Genomic DNA, 15,822 nt, shown 5'->3' with positions numbered 1-15,822 from the left:
CAGGAGGAGGCCTCATGTCCGGCAACGATCCCTACACCTTCCTCAAGACCCTGATCGCGACGGAAGAGGCCCACGCCCAGGCGCGCCCCGGCAAGCCGTCCCGACCGCCCCTGATCGTCACCGTCTCGCGCGACTATGGCGCCGGTGGCGACGAGATCGCCCACCAGCTGGCGGAGAAGCTCTCGGTACCGCTCTACGACCGGGAAATCCTCGAGCTGGCGGCGCGCAAGGCCAAGGTGGATCCGCTGCACTTTGCCGAGATCGGCGACTGCCGCTCCTCCAGCGTCTCCAACTTCATCTTCAGCCTGCTGACCGGCAGCGCCGGCAACCTCGAAATCTACCGGCGGGCGCTGTTCGAGTCGGTGCTCGAACTGGCCCAGCGGGATTGTGTGCTGGTCGGGCGCGGCGCCCACCTGATCCTGTCCGGCAAGCGGACCTTCCGTCTGCGCATCGTCGGTTCGCGCCTTATCTGCGCCAAGCGGGTCGCCCAGGAGAATGGCCTGCCGCTGGAGGCGGCCGAGCGCAAGGTCTACGAGATCAACAACAAACGCCACAAATCGATCGAGAATCTGTTCAAGGACAGCTACGAGCACTGCTCGCTGAATTACGCCAAGAATTTTGATCTGATCCTGAACACCGACCGCATCGCGGCGGAGAAGGCCGTACCCATCATTCTTCTGGCGCTCCAGCAGACCGGCTTCGACCTCAGCAAGCCGGCGGCCAGGGCGCCGTCCCACTGAACCCGACCCGATGGACAACCACCCCCCACTGCTGCAAGTCGACATCGTCGACGTCGGCCGGCTGATCTTCTCCGGCCGCTGCCAGCACGTGACCGCACCCGCGGCCGGCGGCGAGGTCTGCATCCTGCCGCGCCATGCGGCGCTGCTGACCCACCTGCGCCCGGGCACCGTGCGCGTGCATACCGCGTCCGGCGACGACCACTTCTACTTCGTCTCGGGCGGATTCATGGAAGTCCGGCACAGTGCCGTCAGCATCCTTGCCGACGCGGCGCTGCGCAGCAGCGAGATCGACCGGACGCAGGCGCAGGCGGCCCGGGACGAGGCCGAGCAGGCGCTGCGCCAGAGTCATGCCCTCGAGGACCGCGACCTCGCCAGGCTCAACCTGGCCCGCGCCCTCGCCCAGCTTCAGGTCCTGCAACACGCCGAAATTCATCGACTGAAAAGAGACCGACGCTAAAATAGCGCAGGACACCCGGCTTCCCCATCACCGAACCAGCCTCCATCCACTTCTCCGCACCAAGGAACCATCATGCACAAGCGATACGTTTACGCATTCAGCGAGGGAGACGGCAAGAACAAGCGGCTCCTCGGCGGCAAGGGCGCCAATCTCTGCGAGATGACCCAGATTGGCCTGAACGTACCGCCGGGTTTCGTCATCACCACGGAGGCCTGCCTCGAATATCTGGAGCGGAAAGTCCTGCCGCAGGAGCTGATGGAGCAGGTGCTGCGCAACATCCAGCTGCTGGAGCAGCAGACCGGCAAGCAGTTCGGCGGGGACAGCAATCCGCTGCTGGTCTCGGTGCGCTCGGGCTCGGCCCTGTCCATGCCCGGCATGATGGATACCATCCTCAACCTGGGCCTCAACGAGACCACCCTGCAGGGACTGATCCGCCTGACCGGCAACGAGCGCTTCGGCTACGACGCCTACCGCCGCTTCATCCAGCTGTTCGGCAAGATCGCGCTGGGCATCGACGAGCACTGTTTCGACGAGCATTTCGAGGCCGTCAAGCGCCGCGCCGGGGTCAAGGTCGACGTGGGCCTGAGCGCCGCCGACCTGCGCGAGATCGGCCAGCTGTTCCTGCAGGTGGTGCAGGAACAGACCGGGCGCCCGTTCCCGCAGGACCCCTACCAGCAGCTCGAGCTGGCCATCCAGGCGGTCTTCAATTCCTGGACGGGCAAGCGCGCGGTGGACTATCGGCGCGAGTTCAACATCACCCCGGAGATGGCCAACGGCACGGCGGTCAACGTCGTCACCATGGTGTTCGGCAACATGGGCAACGACTGCGCCACCGGCGTCGGCTTCACCCGCAATCCCGGCACCGGCGAGAACGAGATGTACGGCGAGTACCTGGTCAATGCCCAGGGCGAGGACGTCGTCGCCGGTATCCGCACGCCCAAGCCGGTTGCCGAGATGGCGCACGAAATGCCGGAGATGTACCACCAGCTGGTCGAACTGCGCAACAAGCTGGAAGCGCATTACCGCGAGGTGCAGGACTACGAGTACACCATCGAGAAAGGCGTGCTCTACTGCCTGCAGACCCGCAACGGCAAGATGAACGCCACCGCCATGGTGCGCACCTCGGTCGAAATGTACGCCGAGGGGCTGATCAGCAAGGACCAGGCGCTGCTGCGGGTCAATCCCGCCCTGCTGGAGCAGCTCCTGCATCCGCGCCTCGACCCGCACCACAGCCAGACGCCGCTGGCCCAGGGCCTGCCGGCCTCGCCCGGCGCCGCCAGCGGCCGCTGCGTGTTCGACGCCGACCAGGCCGAGATGCTCGGCCGTGCCGGCGAGAAGGTGATCCTGGTACGCGAGGAGACCAAGCCGGAGGACATCCACGGCTTCTTCGCCGCCCAGGGCATCCTGACCAGCCGCGGCGGCAAGACCTCGCACGCCGCCGTGGTCGCCCGCGGCATGGGCAAGGCCTGCGTCGCCGGCGCCGAGGGCATCGCCGTCGACAGCCGGGCGCGGCTGGCCAGGATCGGCGACATCGTCCTGCGCGAGGGCGACGTCATCACCATCGACGGCTCCAACGGCTACGTCTATCTGGGCGAGATTCCGACCCTGCCGCCGGAGTTCTCGGACGAACTGAACACCCTGCTCGGCTGGGCCGACGAAAAGGCCCGGCTCAAGGTCATGGCCAACGGCGACACCCCCGAGATGGCCAGGGTGGCCGTCAAGTACGGCGCCAGGGGCGTCGGCCTGTGCCGCACGGAGCGCATGTTCAACGCCAGCGAGCGGCTGCCGGTGGTGGTCGAGATGATCATGGCCCGCACCCTGGAGGAGCGCCAGGCCGCCCTGGACAAGCTGCTGCCGATGCAGCGCCAGGATTTCGAGGAAATGTTCCGCATCGTCGCGCCGAACCCGGTCACGGTACGGCTGCTTGACCCGCCCATGCACGAGTTCCTGCCCAGCGAAGCGCAGCTGCTGGACGAGATCGAGGCCCTCAGGGAATACCGGCTGGTGGTCAAGGGCCGCACCACCGCCCTGGCCGCCGTCAACGCGCTGAACCTGGCCCAGGAAGCCGATGCCGGCATCAACGAGGACCTCGTCAACAGCATCATCGCCCGCAAGGAACTGATGCTGAAGAAGGTCCGCGACCTGCACGAGGTCAACCCGATGCTCGGGCATCGTGGTGTCCGTCTCGGCATCACCTACCCGGAAATCTACGAGATGCAGATCCGCGCCATCCTGGAGGCCGAGGCCGGCTGCCTCCGGGCCGGGATTGCCGTATGTCCGGAAATCATGGTGCCGCAGGTCATCACGGTGCAGGAACTCAAGCGCGTCCGTGCCAGCGCCGACAAGGTGCGCGCCGAGGTCGAGGCGCGCTACGGCATCCCGCTGAGCTTCAGGTTCGGCAGCATGATCGAGACGGTACGGGCCTGTACCCGCGCGGCCGACCTGGCACAGCTGGCGGAGTTCTTCTCCTTCGGCACCAACGACCTCACTCAGGCGGCCTATTCCTTCTCGCGCGAGGATGCCGAAAACAAGTTCCTGCCCCTGTATACCGACACCGGCATCCTGCATGACAATCCGTTCGAGACCCTGGACGTCAAGGGCGTGGGCGTGCTGATGCAGATGAGCGTGACCTCCGGCCGGGCCACCAACCCGGACCTCAAGGTTGGCATCTGCGGCGAGCAGGGCGGCGATCCCGACTCCATCCGTTTCTGCCACGAAATCGGCATCAACTACGTGTCCTGTTCCCCGCATCGGGTACCGGTGGCACGGCTGGCGGCGGCACAGGCCATGCTGCAGGCGCGCGGCATTCCGGCGGCAGCGCCAACCCTGCGGGCCGGGCTGGTGGTCATGAATGCCGGCCAGGCGCCCGCTGCCGCGCCGGCCGCCGAGCCAGCCACGACGCCGGCCGCCGCACCCCCGCCCGTCAGGCCAGCCGTGTCAATGCCGGCTCCGGCTGTAGCTCCGGCGCAGACCCCCGAACCCGTCGCGGCGTCAGCCGTACCGCCGACCACGACCGCCGCCCCGGCTCCCCAGCCGGCCCCCAGGACCAGCGTCCAGTCCTATATCGACTCCCTGGCGGCCGCTGCGACTGTCGCGCCGGCGCCGGTACCGCCGGCCGCCATCGCGGCAGAACCAGAAATGCCGCCGGCGCCCGTCGTACCGATCGTCGAACCCGAGCCGCTCCGGCCCGAACCAGCACCAGCACCAGCACCAGCACCAGCACCAGCACCAGCACCAGCACCAGCACCAGCACCAGCACCAGCACCAGCACCAGCACCAGCAGCCGCCAGCGTATCCGCGCCGGAGGTGCCGGTGCCGGCGCCGGCAGCCACCACCCCCCGGCCCACGGCGGAAGAGCCGCCGCTGTCGGGCTGGAGGAAGCTGCGCCGGAACATGCGCCGCTTCATCGACTACGTGGACAAGCCACCGAAGGAGTAAGCCCCTGATCCGCCGCTCCACCCGGCTGGCCGCGGCCGCGATCCTGGCGACGGTCGCGGCCGCGACCCGTCCCCTTGCCCATGCTGCGCCCGCCATCGATCAGGAGATGGCGGCCGGCGATGCACGCATGGTCGAACTCCGGAAACAGCTGATGCGCCAGTCGCTGCGGCTGAAACCGGAGGTCGCCGGGCAGTTCTGGCCACGCTACGAGCGCTACCTGGCCGCGCTGAACAGCATCCGCGACCGCCACCACGAGATCCTCGGCGATCTCGGCGAGAACTACGACAACATGTCCGACGAGGACGCCCGCGACTATGTCGCCCGGAAGCTGGCCATGGAGGAGGACCGCCTGCGGCTGCTCCAGCGCATGGTGGCGGAACTGGAGAAACTATTGCCGCCGCTGGAACTGGCGCGCTTCGTCCAGATCGAGGAGAAAATCAAGGCGTTCATCGATGCCGGCATCGAGGAAGAGATTCCTCTGATCCACTGACCCGCACTGGCTCCATGACGCGCGGCCTGTCGTCGGTTTTCACCGGGCTGATGTTCGGCCTCGCCCTGTTCTGGCCCGCCCGCGCGACCCTCGCCGCCCCCTTCGAACCGGAGCCCCTCTCGTCGCCGGAGCTCCCCGACGCCCCCGCCCAGCCGCTGATCATCGAACCCTACCGCGACACCCAGTTCGATGCCTTCCGGCAATACGGGCGGCAGTACGCCCGGAACACCTGGCACAGGGGCCTGGCCCGCGACGGGACGCCGCCCGAATCCGTACCGCGTTTCGACGAATACGGCCGGTTCAAGCATTACACCAATCCATCCGCCAACATCGACAGCGATTATTTTCTCAAGGGCCGTTACAACCGCTCGCGCGCCCGACTGCCGGAAAACATCGAAGCCTGGCGCCTGAATCCCGATATCGCCAACCCCGGCCCGGACTTGGCGAATTTCCCCAACAGCGCCTTCACCCTGCCGCAGGGCCGGGTATACCTGGAATTCTCGCCATTCACCTATTACGGCCTGGCCCAAGGCAGTCCGGAGCAGTACAACATGGAATTCCTGCTGCGCTACGGCGCGACCGACAACATCGAACTGCGCGTATTCGGCAACGGGCCTGCCTGGACCGGCAGGCCCTACTCGGACTGGTCCTTCTCCCCTCTCGCGTTCGACACCAAGATCCAGCTCTGGACGGAAAAGCCCGACATCTACGTGCCGGCGGCGGGATTCGAGGCCTACATCCAGACCCAATGGCTTGGCAACTCGGCAACCAACAGTGGCACCCAACCCGGCTTCACCTTCAACTTCGACCAGTCGTTACCGCTGGATATCGACCTCGAATACAATATCGGTGCGATACGATCACAGAACTACCTGCGCGAGAACGAATGGAGCCTCAGTTTCCAGTGGGCCTTGCAACGCGATTTCTTCGACGGCGACATTGCCCTGTTCGTGCATGGATTCCTGAATGCCATGACCTTGCCCCGCCTTCCCAACGTCGAGATTCCGCCCGCTGACCGTGCCTTCGAGGATGTATCCAGCCTCAAGCAGGATGCCATCGGTGGCGGCTTCGTCTGGACCATCGACACGCGCGTGGCCATGTATGGCCAGACCAGCGCCGGCCTCAACAAGTACACACCCGCGCTCATCAGCTTTGTCGGTTTTGCCGTCGCCTTCTGAAACTGAAAGGTTGGTGAAAGCTGGCGAACCTATAATGCGGCGGGATGGAGCATTCCGTCTCCAAAACCCTGTCCCATGAACTCCCCGCATCGTTGCCTGCTTCTCCTTGCCGCCCTCCTGCCCGCAGGTGTCCCGCTCGGCATGGCGGACGCGACTGACGCCCGGCAAGCCCTGCCGCCCGTGATTCAGCCCCGGGCGGAAGAGCAGGCCCTGTCCCCGCGGAAGGTCACTGTCAGGCCGGAATCCCTGCCCTACATCACGGTACAGCGCATTCAGCCGGAAACCCTGGCCAGCACGATTTCGGCGCCGGCGCGGGTCGAGTTCCGCTCCCAGGGCATTTCGACCGCGGGCACGCTGGTCAGTGGCCGGGTGACCCGCATCCACGTACAGATCGGTGATCATGTCCGGGCCGGCGATCCGCTGGCGACCCTGGCCAGCGCCGAGGCCTCCCAGCTGCGGGCGGAGTATGCCCGCGACCAGACCGAACTGGCCCGCGCCGAGGACCAGTACCGCCGCCAGGTCGAAATGATGCAGGCCGGGGTGGGACTCGAAATCGAGCGCGTCGCCGCCGAAACCCAGCTCAAGCAGGCCAGGACCGAGCTGCAACGAAGCCGGGAAATGCTCAACCTGCTGGGTGGCGGCATCGCCAATGAAGTCACGGTGCGGGCGCCGATGGACAGCGTCATCCTGAAATCCCATGTGGCGGTGGGCGCCACCGTGAGCTCGGATTCGCCGCTGTTCGACCTGGGCAAGCCCTCCGCGGCCTGGATCGTGGCCGATGTCTTCGAGCGGGACTTGCTGCTGGTCGAGCTGGGAGCCAGCGCCAGCATCGAACTGGCCTCCCTGCCCAATCCGATCGCCGGCCATGTCGTCGGCGAAAGCGCCGCCATCCAGACCGACCTGCGGCGCGCCTCGGTGTTCATCGAACCCAACAACGCCAGATTGCCCCTGCGACCGGGCATGTACGCCCGCGTCACCATCAAGGTTTCCGCGCCCAGCCAGATCGTGCTGCCCAGCGAAGCCATTCTGATCCGCAACGGTCGCGAAACCCTGGTCTATGTCGAGACGGATGCGGGAACCTTCGAAGCCCGCCCGGTCACCATCGGTCAGGCCCGCGAAGGCAAAACGCCGATCCTGCAGGGCCTCTCGCCCGGCGAAGCGGTCGTGGTCCGCGGCGCCCTGCTGGTGGATGGCGAGGCCGCCCTGCTGCTCTAGGCGCCGACATGCTCAAGTCCCTCGTCGAAGCCTGCGTCAGCCGGCGGCTGGCCACCCTCGTCATGACCGTCGTCGTCGCGCTCTTCGGTTGCTACGCCTACCTCGAGACGCCCATCGAAGCCTACCCCGATGTCACCAACACCCAGGTGACGGTGATTTCGCTGATGCCGGGATACGCGCCGGAGGAGGTGGAGCGTCAGGTCACCGTGCCGCTGGAGCGCGCGCTCAACGGCACGCCGGGCATGCTGCAGATGCGCAGCCAGAGCCTGTTCGGGCTGTCGCTGGTCACCCTGACATTCAACGATGGAGTCGACAGTTTCCACTCCCGCACCCTGGTCACGGAACGTCTGTCCAGCGCCGACCTCCCGGCCGAGGTGCGTCCCGCGCTGGCACCCGATTACACCCCCCTGGGCGAAATCTACAAGTTCATCCTCACCAGCGACAGGCACTCGCTGTACGAGCTGCGTTCGGAAATGGAGTGGAACGTGTCGCGCGTGCTGAAGCAGGTGCAGGGCGTTGCCGACGTGCTGACCTTCGGCGGCTTCTTCAAGGAGATCCACGTCGAGATCGATCCGGTGCGCATGGAGTCCTTCGGGCTGACGCTGGAGGACATCAACCAGGCCATCACCCAGTCGAACCGCAACGTCGGCGCCGGCTTTTTCGTCCACGGCGATCAGCAGATGGTCATCCGCGGCGTCGGCTATCTCAGCTCGCCCGAGGATGTCCGCAAGATCGTCCTGAAAAGCATCGGGGGAACGCCGGTGACCGTGGGCGATGTGTCGCGGCCGGTGCAGGCGGCAACGCCGCGGCAGGGTGCGGTGGGTCTGGACGATCAGCGGGAGGTGGTCGAAGGAATGGTGCTGCTGCGGCGGGGACAGAACCCTTCCCGGGTACTGGAAGCCCTGCACGAGCGCGTCACCGCCCTGAATCGCGGCATGCTGCCGAGCGGCATGCGGGTGGTGGCGTTTCTCGATCGAACCGAACTGGTGCACCGGACCCTGCACACGGTCTACGACAACCTGCTGCACGGCTTCCTGCTGGTCGTGGGGGTGGTCTGGCTGTTCCTGCGCAGCCTGCGCGCCTCGCTGATCGTCGCCGCGGTGATACCGCTCTCGCTGCTGGTGGCGTTCCTCGGACTCTACCAGCTGGGCCTGCCCGCGAACCTGATCTCCATGGGCGCCATCGATTTCGGCATCATCCTGGATGGCGCGGTGGTGGTGGTCGAGAATGTCATACACCGCGCCAGTCATGAGCGACCGGCATCCCACCGCGCCCTCAACCAGCTGATCGCCCAGGCGGCGCTGGAAGTCGCGCAGCCGACCTTCTTCGCCATGCTGATCATCATCGCGGCCCTGCTGCCGGTGTTCACGCTGGAGCGCGTCGAGGGCCGCATTTTCCGGCCGCTGGCACTGACCTACAGCTTTGCCCTGGTCGGGGGGCTTTGCTTCGCGCTGACACTAGTGCCGGCGCTCTGCGCCACCATCATGCGCCAACGTGATTTCCAGGACCAGGAACCGCGCTTCCTGCGCCTGCTGCGCGGCCTTTACGACAGGCTCCTCGGCATCGCCCTGCGGGGGCGTCTGATGACCCTGGCGGCGACCCTGTTGCTGCTGGTCACCGCCGCGCTCGCCCTGCCCCACGTGGGCACCGAGTTTCTGCCCGAACTGGACGAAGGGGACATCCACGTCTTCGTCGAGATGCCGTCCAGCATTTCCCTGGGCAAGGGGCAGGACATCCTCCTCGACATGCGCCGGCGCCTGGGCGCCTTTCCCGAAGTGGCAGGCATTCTCAGCCAGCAGGGCCGTTCCGAGGACGGCACCGACAACGAGGGCGTCAACATGAGCGAAACCTTCGTGCACCTGAAGCCCCGCGAGCAATGGCGCCCCGGCGTCGACAAGGAACATCTGGTGGAAGGCATGCGGCAATCGCTGCTCGCCATTCCCGGGGTACGCTTCAACTTTTCCCAGCCGATCAAGGACAACGTCGAGGAATCGGTCAGCGGCGTCCGCGGCAAGGTGGTGCTGAAAATCTACGGCCCCGACCTGGAAAGCATGCGGGCCACGCTCGAACGGGCCAAGAGCGCCCTCAAGGCGGTTCCCGGCGTCATCGACCTCGATCTCTACCGGGAATCGCGCGTCCCGCAGCTTCAGATACGCCTGGATCGCGATGCCCTGGCGCGCGAGGGAATCACGGTCGATGCCGCCCAGGACACCATCGAGACCGCCCTCGCCGGGCGGATCCTGACCGACGTCTGGCAGGGCGAGCGGCCGGTACCGGTGCGGACCATCGTGCCACGGCACGAGCACGGCGAAATCGACCGGATCGGCAAGCTCATGGTCCCGACGCCGGTCGGTGGGCGCATCCCGCTGCGGGAAATCGCCAATATCGGCATCGAGAGCGGCCGCACCTCGATCGAGCGCGAGGCCAACAGCCGCTACCTGGCGCTCAAGTTCAATGTCGAGAACCGCGACCTGGGCTCGGTGGTGCACGATGCGATGGCCATCGTCGAACGCGAGGTGAAGGCGCCCGAGGGCCATTTCTTCGTCTGGGGCGGAGAGTTCGAGAACCAGCAACGCGCCATGGGCCGGCTGGGCGTCGTGGTGCCGATCGCCGTCCTCATCGTCTTCGGCCTGCTGTACACCGCCCTGCAATCGGGTGCGAGCGCCATTGCCATCCTCCTGTGCGCGCCTTTCGCCATGACGGGCGGCATCTTCGTGCTGCTGCTCCGGCACATTCCGCTGTCGGTGAGCGCCGCCATCGGCTTCATCGCCCTCCTCGGCCAGGTCTCGCTGATGGGCCTGCTGGTGCTCAGCGCCGCCAACCAGCGCCGGCGGGCCGGCATGCCGTTGCGCGAGGCCATCCGGGCCGGCGCCAGCGAACGCCTGCGCCCGGTGCTCATGGCCTCGATGCTGGCACTGCTGGGTCTGTTGCCGATGGCGGTGTCGACGGGCATCGGCAGCGAAACCCAGCAGCCCTTCGCGCTGGTCATCGTCGGCGGCATGTTCACCACGTTCCTGGTGGCGATGCTGGTCCTGCCGGTGATCTATTCCTATCTGGCACCGCGCTCGATCAGGACGGCGGCGGAAGAATCCCTGCCGAGGGAGATCATCCCATGAACCGGTCGCTCCTCCGGCCGGCTGGCCGGCCTGGCCGGCGGGCGATCCTCGCCGGCGCGATCCTGCTGCTGGCCACCAGCGGCCATGCCGTGGCGGCTGCCCGGCCGGAGACCAGCCCGTTGCCCAGGGCGGTCACCATCCAGCAACTGCTCGACATCGCGCGGGAGAAAAGCCCGCGCTACGCGGCGCTGCGGCAGCGGGTGGAACTGGTGCGGGCCGATGTGGTGGCGGCCGGCGTCATGCCCAACCCGCGCATCAACTTCGGCAACTATGGCCTGATCAGCCAGACCAACACGATGTATGACGGCAAGGTGCAACGCGAGGTGGTGCTTGAGGTTCCGGTGCTGATCTCGGGCCAGCGCGGCGCCCGCATCGAAGCCGCCGAAAAGCAGGTGGAAGCCACGGAAGCCGGCGTCGAGGCGGATTTTTCCGGGCTTGCCTACGATATCTGGCGCCTATTCGTGAAACTGCTGGCGGACCGGGAGCGCATCGCCATTCTCGAGGAAACCCACCGCGAGATGCAGCACCTGACCGACCTGGTGACCGGCCGCGAGCAAGCCGGCACCGCCAGCCATTTCGATGTGCTCCGCATCAGCCTGGAGACCCGCGACATCGAGGCGCAACTGGAAAACGAACGTAACGAACAGCTGGGTACGGCCGGCGAACTGGGTGTCGTGCTGGGCCTGCCGGACTGGAACCCGGAAGCGCTGGGAAACCTGAAGCCCCTGGGCGTCCCCGCCAACGCCGAGAAGCTGTGGGAAGAAGCCGAGCATTCCAACCCCGAGCTCGAAACAGCCCGGCGCGGCGAGGTGGCGGCCGACGCCGGACTCGAAAAGGCCCGCAGCGAGCGCTGGCCGGTACCGACCATCATGTTCGGCTCGGCCTTTACCGAGAGCCCCTATGGCCATGCGCTGTTCGGCGGCTTTTCCATGGAGTTGCCGGTTTTCGACTACGGCCAGGGCGGCATGGCCAGGGCGGCCTCGGAAAAGGAAAAGGCGGCCGTGGAACGGCAGGCGATTGCCTCCCAGACCCGCGTCGCCATCGACCGCGCGACCGCCCTGCTGGCCCGCCGGCAGGATACCCGGGGCAAATTCGAACGCGATGTGCTCGCCAGGCTGCCCGACCTGAAGGCCATGGGGGAAGCCGCCTACCAGTACGGCAAGGGTACGCTGCTGGAACTGCTCGACGCGACCCGCTCCCGCACCGAGGTGCGACTGACCTACGTCGACCTGTGCCGGGCCGAGACCGAGGCCGAACTGGATGCGCTCAAGGCCTCGGGATTGCTGATCAGGACCATCGCGTCACGGCCACCGCCCTGAGTCGAAAACCCCGGCCGGCTTGAGCGCGGGACGCCCTTCCGCCAGGGCAACCGCCGCAGCGGGCGTGACCGCTGGCCGCCGACTGACCGATACTCGCGAACCGCATTCCCGCCGCAGACCACAAGGTCCATCCGCCCATGCCACGCTTCCACCAGCCATTCCCGCCCGCCGCCCGTCAGTCCCCGCCGGGCCAGCGCCGCAGCGGCCTGGTTTCGTTGCTGAGCCTGTCGTTGCTGGCCTGCCAGCCCGCCGCGCCGCCGGAACCCGCCTATTTCTCCGCCGAAACCGCAACCAAGCCCTATGCGGACGTGCTGCAGGAACTCGAAGTCGCGATCACCGAACGCAACTTCCGCATCACCGGTCACAACCACATCGGCAGCGTCATCCGCGAGCGTGAACGGATCGCCTTTCCCGACTACGACACGATCCAGTTCTGCAACCTCAGCGAGGCCCGTGTCATGCTGGAATTGTCCCCGGCGACGGTGGCCTGGATGCCGTGCAATGTGGCGGTCCGCGCGGAAAACGGCAAGGTGATCGTCACCACGCACCTGCTGCCGACCGACGCCGCCGATCCGCGCCTGAACGCCTTCGCCCGCCGGATGAACGACCGGCTCAAGGACATCGTCCGCTTCGCGGTCGAAGATTGAGCCGGCGCCGTCACTCCACTATCATGCCCGCCATTGCCAACCGCCCCGTCATGCCGATGAATCCGAAACTTGCTTGCTCCGTCGCCGTACTGTCCTCGCTGCTGGGAACCACCGTCAGCGGTACCGCGGAGGCTGCCAAAGGGCACCCGCCGGCCGCCAGCAATCCCCGGGCGAAACAGGCCGCGCCCGCCAGGCCCTTGGCGAACGACTTTCCCACCCAGGCCCGCGTCGAATACGTCATGCAATGCATGGCGGAACGGGGCGGCGCCAATCTCGACAACATGTACCACTGTGTCTGTGCGGTCGACAAAATCGCCAGCCTGATGAGCTTCCAGGACTATTCCGAGGCCCTCACCTTCACCTACATGTTCGATACACCCGGCGAGAAGGGCGGCGAGTTCCGCGATCCGCCCAAATCCAAGATTTTCCGCGACCGGCTGAAGGATGCCCGGCAGCAGGCCGAATCCTGCTTCCCGAAGCTGGCGGCCACACCCGCCACACCCGCCACACCCGCCACACCCGCAGCCCCGGTCCAGCCCTGATGCCCGCCGCCGGTCCCGTCGTCCCGACCGCTGGCCCGGCGGCAAAAAAATAAATTCGCTATTGTCTGACAATGGGGTTATGCTAGTCGCCAGTTTGTCGCGGCACGGTCCCTGACCGGCCCCGAGGATACGTCCGGCCATCCCTCGTCTGAGCTATCGCCCCTGGCGATTCCCCGCTTCGATTCCTCCTGCAAACCCAGCGACGCCATGGAAGTCCGTTTCCTGCGTTCGCTCCGGCCTTGATCACCCCATCAACGCGCCCAGGTCGTCCAAGGACGACTCAACGGACCGGCGCACAGGAACTCTACTCATGCCTTTTTCTCACCTGGGCCTCGACAAGCCCCTCCTGCGTGCCATCGCGGAGCAGGGCTATTCGGCACCGACGCCGATCCAGTCGCAGGCCATCCCGGCGGTACTCGCCGGTCGCGATCTTCTGGCTGCCGCCCAGACCGGCACCGGCAAGACCGCCGCCTTCACCCTGCCCCTGCTGCAACGCCTGCTTGAATTCAGCCGCACCGGCGAACGCACCCGGCCCGGCCGGGCCCCGCGGGTGCTGGTGCTGGTGCCCACCCGCGAACTGGCCGCACAGGTCAACGACAGCGTCCGCGCCTATGGCCAGTTCACGGATCTGCGCGCCGCCGTCGTCTTCGGCGGGGTTGGTCTGCAACCGCAGATCGACGCGCTGCGGCGCGGTATCGACCTCCTGATCGCGACCCCCGGCCGCCTGCTCGACCTGGTCGGCCAAGGTCACGCCAGGCTCAAGGAAGTCGACGTGCTGGTGCTCGACGAGGCCGATCGCATGCTGGACATGGGCTTCATTCGCGACATCAAGCGGATACTGCCGCTGCTGCCCAAGGTCCGCCAGAACCTGCTGTTCTCGGCCACCTTCTCCAGGGAAATCCGCGAACTGGCAGCAGGTATCCTGCGCAACCCCCTGAGCGTCGAGGTGGCGCCACCGAACACCACCGCCGACCGGGTGCAGCAGTGCATCTACCAGGTGGCCAAGGACTGCAAGCAGCCGCTGCTGGCCCATCTCATCGAAACCGGCGGCTGGGGCCAGACGCTGGTGTTCACCCGCACCAAGCACGGTGCCAACAAGCTGGCGCAGCAGCTGGAGCGCGGCGGCTTCACGGTCGGCGTGATCCATGGCAACAAGAGCCAGAGCGCCCGCACCCGGGCGCTGGCCGACTTCAAGGAATACCGGATCCAGGTGCTGGTGGCGACCGACATCGCCGCGCGCGGCCTGGATATCCGCGAGCTGCCGCACGTCGTCAACTACGAGCTACCCGACGTCCCGGCGGACTATGTCCACCGCATCGGTCGCACCGGCCGTGCCGGCGCCGGTGGCGAGGCCATCTCCTTGGTATCCGGCGAGGAAGCCACCCAGCTGCGCGACATCGAACGCCTGCTGAAGCGCAAGCTGCCGGTGCGGGAAACCCCCGCGGGCATCCAGCCGTTACCGCGCAGTGCGGAACCGGCGCCCGCCCATCGGCCACCGCCGCGCCGGGGCCAGCCGCCGGCCGGCCGTGGCGGCCAGCAGCGCAGCCGACGCCCCAGCCAGGGTCCACGCCGCGGCGCCCTCTGAGCCCCGCTTGTCCCGGCAGGGACAACGCCCCGCTTTGCCCCTGCCGGCTGTCACTTTCTCTCTCGCGTCTATGGAGGACAACCATGATCAGACTCTACGCCGGCAACCTGCCCGCCGACATCACCGAAAAGGAATTCACCGAACTGTTCGCGGAATTCGGCCGCGTCTTCAATTACGAACTGGCCCGTGACATCTTCTCCGGGCGCTGCCGCGGCTTCGGCTTCATCGAGATGGAAGGCCACGAGGCTCGCGCCGCCATCACCGGCCTCAACGGCCGCAGCCTGCGCGGCAGCAGCCTGCGCGTCAACGAGGAGCGGCCGAAGGCGCGGGGGCGTGGCGGTCGCCGCTAGGCATTCGCAGAATGTGCCGGCTCAAGAGCCGGCTCTCATGATTCCGGCAGTGGGCCCGGACGCCAGGCCACCGAATCATTCGTCGTCAGTCATCGATCCGCGTCCAAGGGAATGGGCCGGCATCGCGTCTCTCATTTTTCATTCGAGGTTTTGTTTTCATGGGCAAGAAGTTATACGTCGGCAACCTGAGCTACAACGTCAGCAACAGCGATCTGGAAGAAATGTTCGCGCCGCACGGCAGCGTCAGCTCCGCCAGCATCATCACTGACCGCGAAACCGGTCGTTCGAAGGGTTTCGGTTTTGTCGAAATGGGCACTGACCAGCAGGCCCAGGCCGCCATCGACGCCCTGCACGGCAAGGACGTCAATGGTCGCAATCTGACCGTCAACGAGGCACGGCCGCGCGAAGACCGTGGCGGCAGCTTCGGTGGTGGTGGCGGTGGTCGCCGCGAGGGCGGCTTCGGCGGCGGACGCCGTTTCTAAGCCGTCAACCCGGCACAAAGGGCCCGGCCTTGCGCCGGGCTTTTTTTGCCCGCCATTCAGAGGCGCTGGTGGCAAACGGGATCCCGTTCCCGGGGCGGAACACCTGCCCGCCCGGCAGTCAGAACCAAAGGCCGGGGCAACTGATGCATCCGTCACCGTGGCCAATCCGGCCTACACACCCAAATAATGTATTTTATGGCACCATTCGAAGCATCTTGATCCGATTGGTTAAAAGAAAACATATGGACTCATCTTCCGCAGAG

12 protein-coding genes and 1 pseudogene are annotated in these 15,822 nt (G+C 66.5%); all 13 read left to right on the top strand.

Features of this window, described 5'->3' with window-relative positions; translation table 11 throughout:
- Nucleotides 1-14: 14 nt before the first annotated feature.
- On the top strand, nucleotides 15-740 hold the full coding sequence (locus ACYQ1H_RS09440) for a cytidylate kinase-like family protein (RefSeq protein ID WP_460027796.1): 726 nt from the start codon (nucleotides 15-17) through the stop codon (nucleotides 738-740).
- Between the two features lie 10 nt (nucleotides 741-750).
- A complete protein-coding gene (gene atpC / locus ACYQ1H_RS09435; RefSeq protein WP_460027795.1) occupies nucleotides 751-1,197 on the top strand; it encodes an ATP synthase F1 subunit epsilon in 447 nt (148 codons plus the stop codon).
- Between the two features lie 72 nt (nucleotides 1,198-1,269).
- A pseudogene (gene ppdK, locus ACYQ1H_RS09430) lies at nucleotides 1,270-3,990 on the top strand (pyruvate, phosphate dikinase); the annotation flags it as partial.
- A gap of 772 nt (nucleotides 3,991-4,762) precedes the next feature.
- Nucleotides 4,763-5,125 carry a hypothetical protein gene (locus ACYQ1H_RS09425; protein ID WP_460027794.1) on the top strand — a complete coding sequence of 121 codons (363 nt, stop codon included), beginning with the start codon at nucleotides 4,763-4,765 and terminating at the stop codon, nucleotides 5,123-5,125.
- Between the two features lie 14 nt (nucleotides 5,126-5,139).
- Nucleotides 5,140-6,303, top strand: a complete 1,164-nt coding sequence (locus tag ACYQ1H_RS09420; RefSeq protein WP_460027793.1) for a transporter — start codon at nucleotides 5,140-5,142, stop codon at nucleotides 6,301-6,303.
- A gap of 141 nt (nucleotides 6,304-6,444) precedes the next feature.
- Complete coding sequence (locus ACYQ1H_RS09415; RefSeq protein WP_460027792.1) at nucleotides 6,445-7,518, top strand: efflux RND transporter periplasmic adaptor subunit; 1,074 nt, start codon at nucleotides 6,445-6,447, stop codon at nucleotides 7,516-7,518.
- An 8-nt stretch (nucleotides 7,519-7,526) separates the two neighbouring features.
- The gene (locus tag ACYQ1H_RS09410) at nucleotides 7,527-10,634 is read left to right on the top strand and encodes an efflux RND transporter permease subunit (RefSeq protein ID WP_460027791.1); all 3,108 of its coding nucleotides are present in this window, start codon (nucleotides 7,527-7,529) and stop codon (nucleotides 10,632-10,634) included.
- The gene (locus ACYQ1H_RS09405; protein WP_460027790.1) at nucleotides 10,631-11,953 is read left to right on the top strand and encodes a TolC family protein; all 1,323 of its coding nucleotides are present in this window, start codon (nucleotides 10,631-10,633) and stop codon (nucleotides 11,951-11,953) included. The genes ACYQ1H_RS09410 and ACYQ1H_RS09405 overlap by 4 nt, the downstream gene beginning before the upstream one ends.
- Nucleotides 11,954-12,090: 137 nt before the next feature.
- On the top strand, nucleotides 12,091-12,600 hold the full coding sequence (locus tag ACYQ1H_RS09400) for a DUF302 domain-containing protein (protein WP_460027789.1): 510 nt from the start codon (nucleotides 12,091-12,093) through the stop codon (nucleotides 12,598-12,600).
- Nucleotides 12,601-12,656: 56 nt separating this feature from the next.
- The gene (locus tag ACYQ1H_RS09395) at nucleotides 12,657-13,142 is read left to right on the top strand and encodes a hypothetical protein (RefSeq protein WP_460027788.1); all 486 of its coding nucleotides are present in this window, start codon (nucleotides 12,657-12,659) and stop codon (nucleotides 13,140-13,142) included.
- 310 nt (nucleotides 13,143-13,452) lie between these two features.
- Nucleotides 13,453-14,727 carry a DEAD/DEAH box helicase gene (locus tag ACYQ1H_RS09390; protein WP_460027787.1) on the top strand — a complete coding sequence of 425 codons (1,275 nt, stop codon included), beginning with the start codon at nucleotides 13,453-13,455 and terminating at the stop codon, nucleotides 14,725-14,727.
- Between the two features lie 83 nt (nucleotides 14,728-14,810).
- On the top strand, nucleotides 14,811-15,077 hold the full coding sequence (locus ACYQ1H_RS09385; RefSeq protein WP_460027786.1) for an RNA recognition motif domain-containing protein: 267 nt from the start codon (nucleotides 14,811-14,813) through the stop codon (nucleotides 15,075-15,077).
- A 158-nt stretch (nucleotides 15,078-15,235) separates the two neighbouring features.
- Complete coding sequence (gene rbp / locus ACYQ1H_RS09380; RefSeq protein ID WP_460027785.1) at nucleotides 15,236-15,559, top strand: RNA-binding regulator; 324 nt, start codon at nucleotides 15,236-15,238, stop codon at nucleotides 15,557-15,559.
- Nucleotides 15,560-15,822: the final 263 nt, after the last annotated feature.

Source organism: Methyloparacoccus murrellii (assembly GCF_054657115.1).
Note: the sequence above shows the minus strand (reverse complement) of the source record. Positions and strands in the feature narration are given on the sequence as shown.

Excerpts from the sequence above, each read along its gene's own strand:
- ACYQ1H_RS09440 (WP_460027796.1), top strand. The coding sequence starts at position 15 with ATGTCCGGCAACGATCCCTACACCTTCCTCAAGACCCTGATCGCGACG.
- atpC (WP_460027795.1), top strand. The coding sequence starts at position 751 with ATGGACAACCACCCCCCACTGCTGCAAGTCGACATCGTCGACGTCGGC.
- ACYQ1H_RS09425 (WP_460027794.1), top strand. The coding sequence starts at position 4,763 with ATGGTCGAACTCCGGAAACAGCTGATGCGCCAGTCGCTGCGGCTGAAA.
- ACYQ1H_RS09420 (WP_460027793.1), top strand. The coding sequence starts at position 5,140 with ATGACGCGCGGCCTGTCGTCGGTTTTCACCGGGCTGATGTTCGGCCTC.
- ACYQ1H_RS09415 (WP_460027792.1), top strand. The coding sequence starts at position 6,445 with ATGGCGGACGCGACTGACGCCCGGCAAGCCCTGCCGCCCGTGATTCAG.
- ACYQ1H_RS09410 (WP_460027791.1), top strand. The coding sequence starts at position 7,527 with ATGCTCAAGTCCCTCGTCGAAGCCTGCGTCAGCCGGCGGCTGGCCACC.
- ACYQ1H_RS09405 (WP_460027790.1), top strand. The coding sequence starts at position 10,631 with ATGAACCGGTCGCTCCTCCGGCCGGCTGGCCGGCCTGGCCGGCGGGCG.
- ACYQ1H_RS09400 (WP_460027789.1), top strand. The coding sequence starts at position 12,091 with ATGCCACGCTTCCACCAGCCATTCCCGCCCGCCGCCCGTCAGTCCCCG.
- ACYQ1H_RS09395 (WP_460027788.1), top strand. The coding sequence starts at position 12,657 with ATGAATCCGAAACTTGCTTGCTCCGTCGCCGTACTGTCCTCGCTGCTG.
- ACYQ1H_RS09390 (WP_460027787.1), top strand. The coding sequence starts at position 13,453 with ATGCCTTTTTCTCACCTGGGCCTCGACAAGCCCCTCCTGCGTGCCATC.
- ACYQ1H_RS09385 (WP_460027786.1), top strand. The coding sequence starts at position 14,811 with ATGATCAGACTCTACGCCGGCAACCTGCCCGCCGACATCACCGAAAAG.
- rbp (WP_460027785.1), top strand. The coding sequence starts at position 15,236 with ATGGGCAAGAAGTTATACGTCGGCAACCTGAGCTACAACGTCAGCAAC.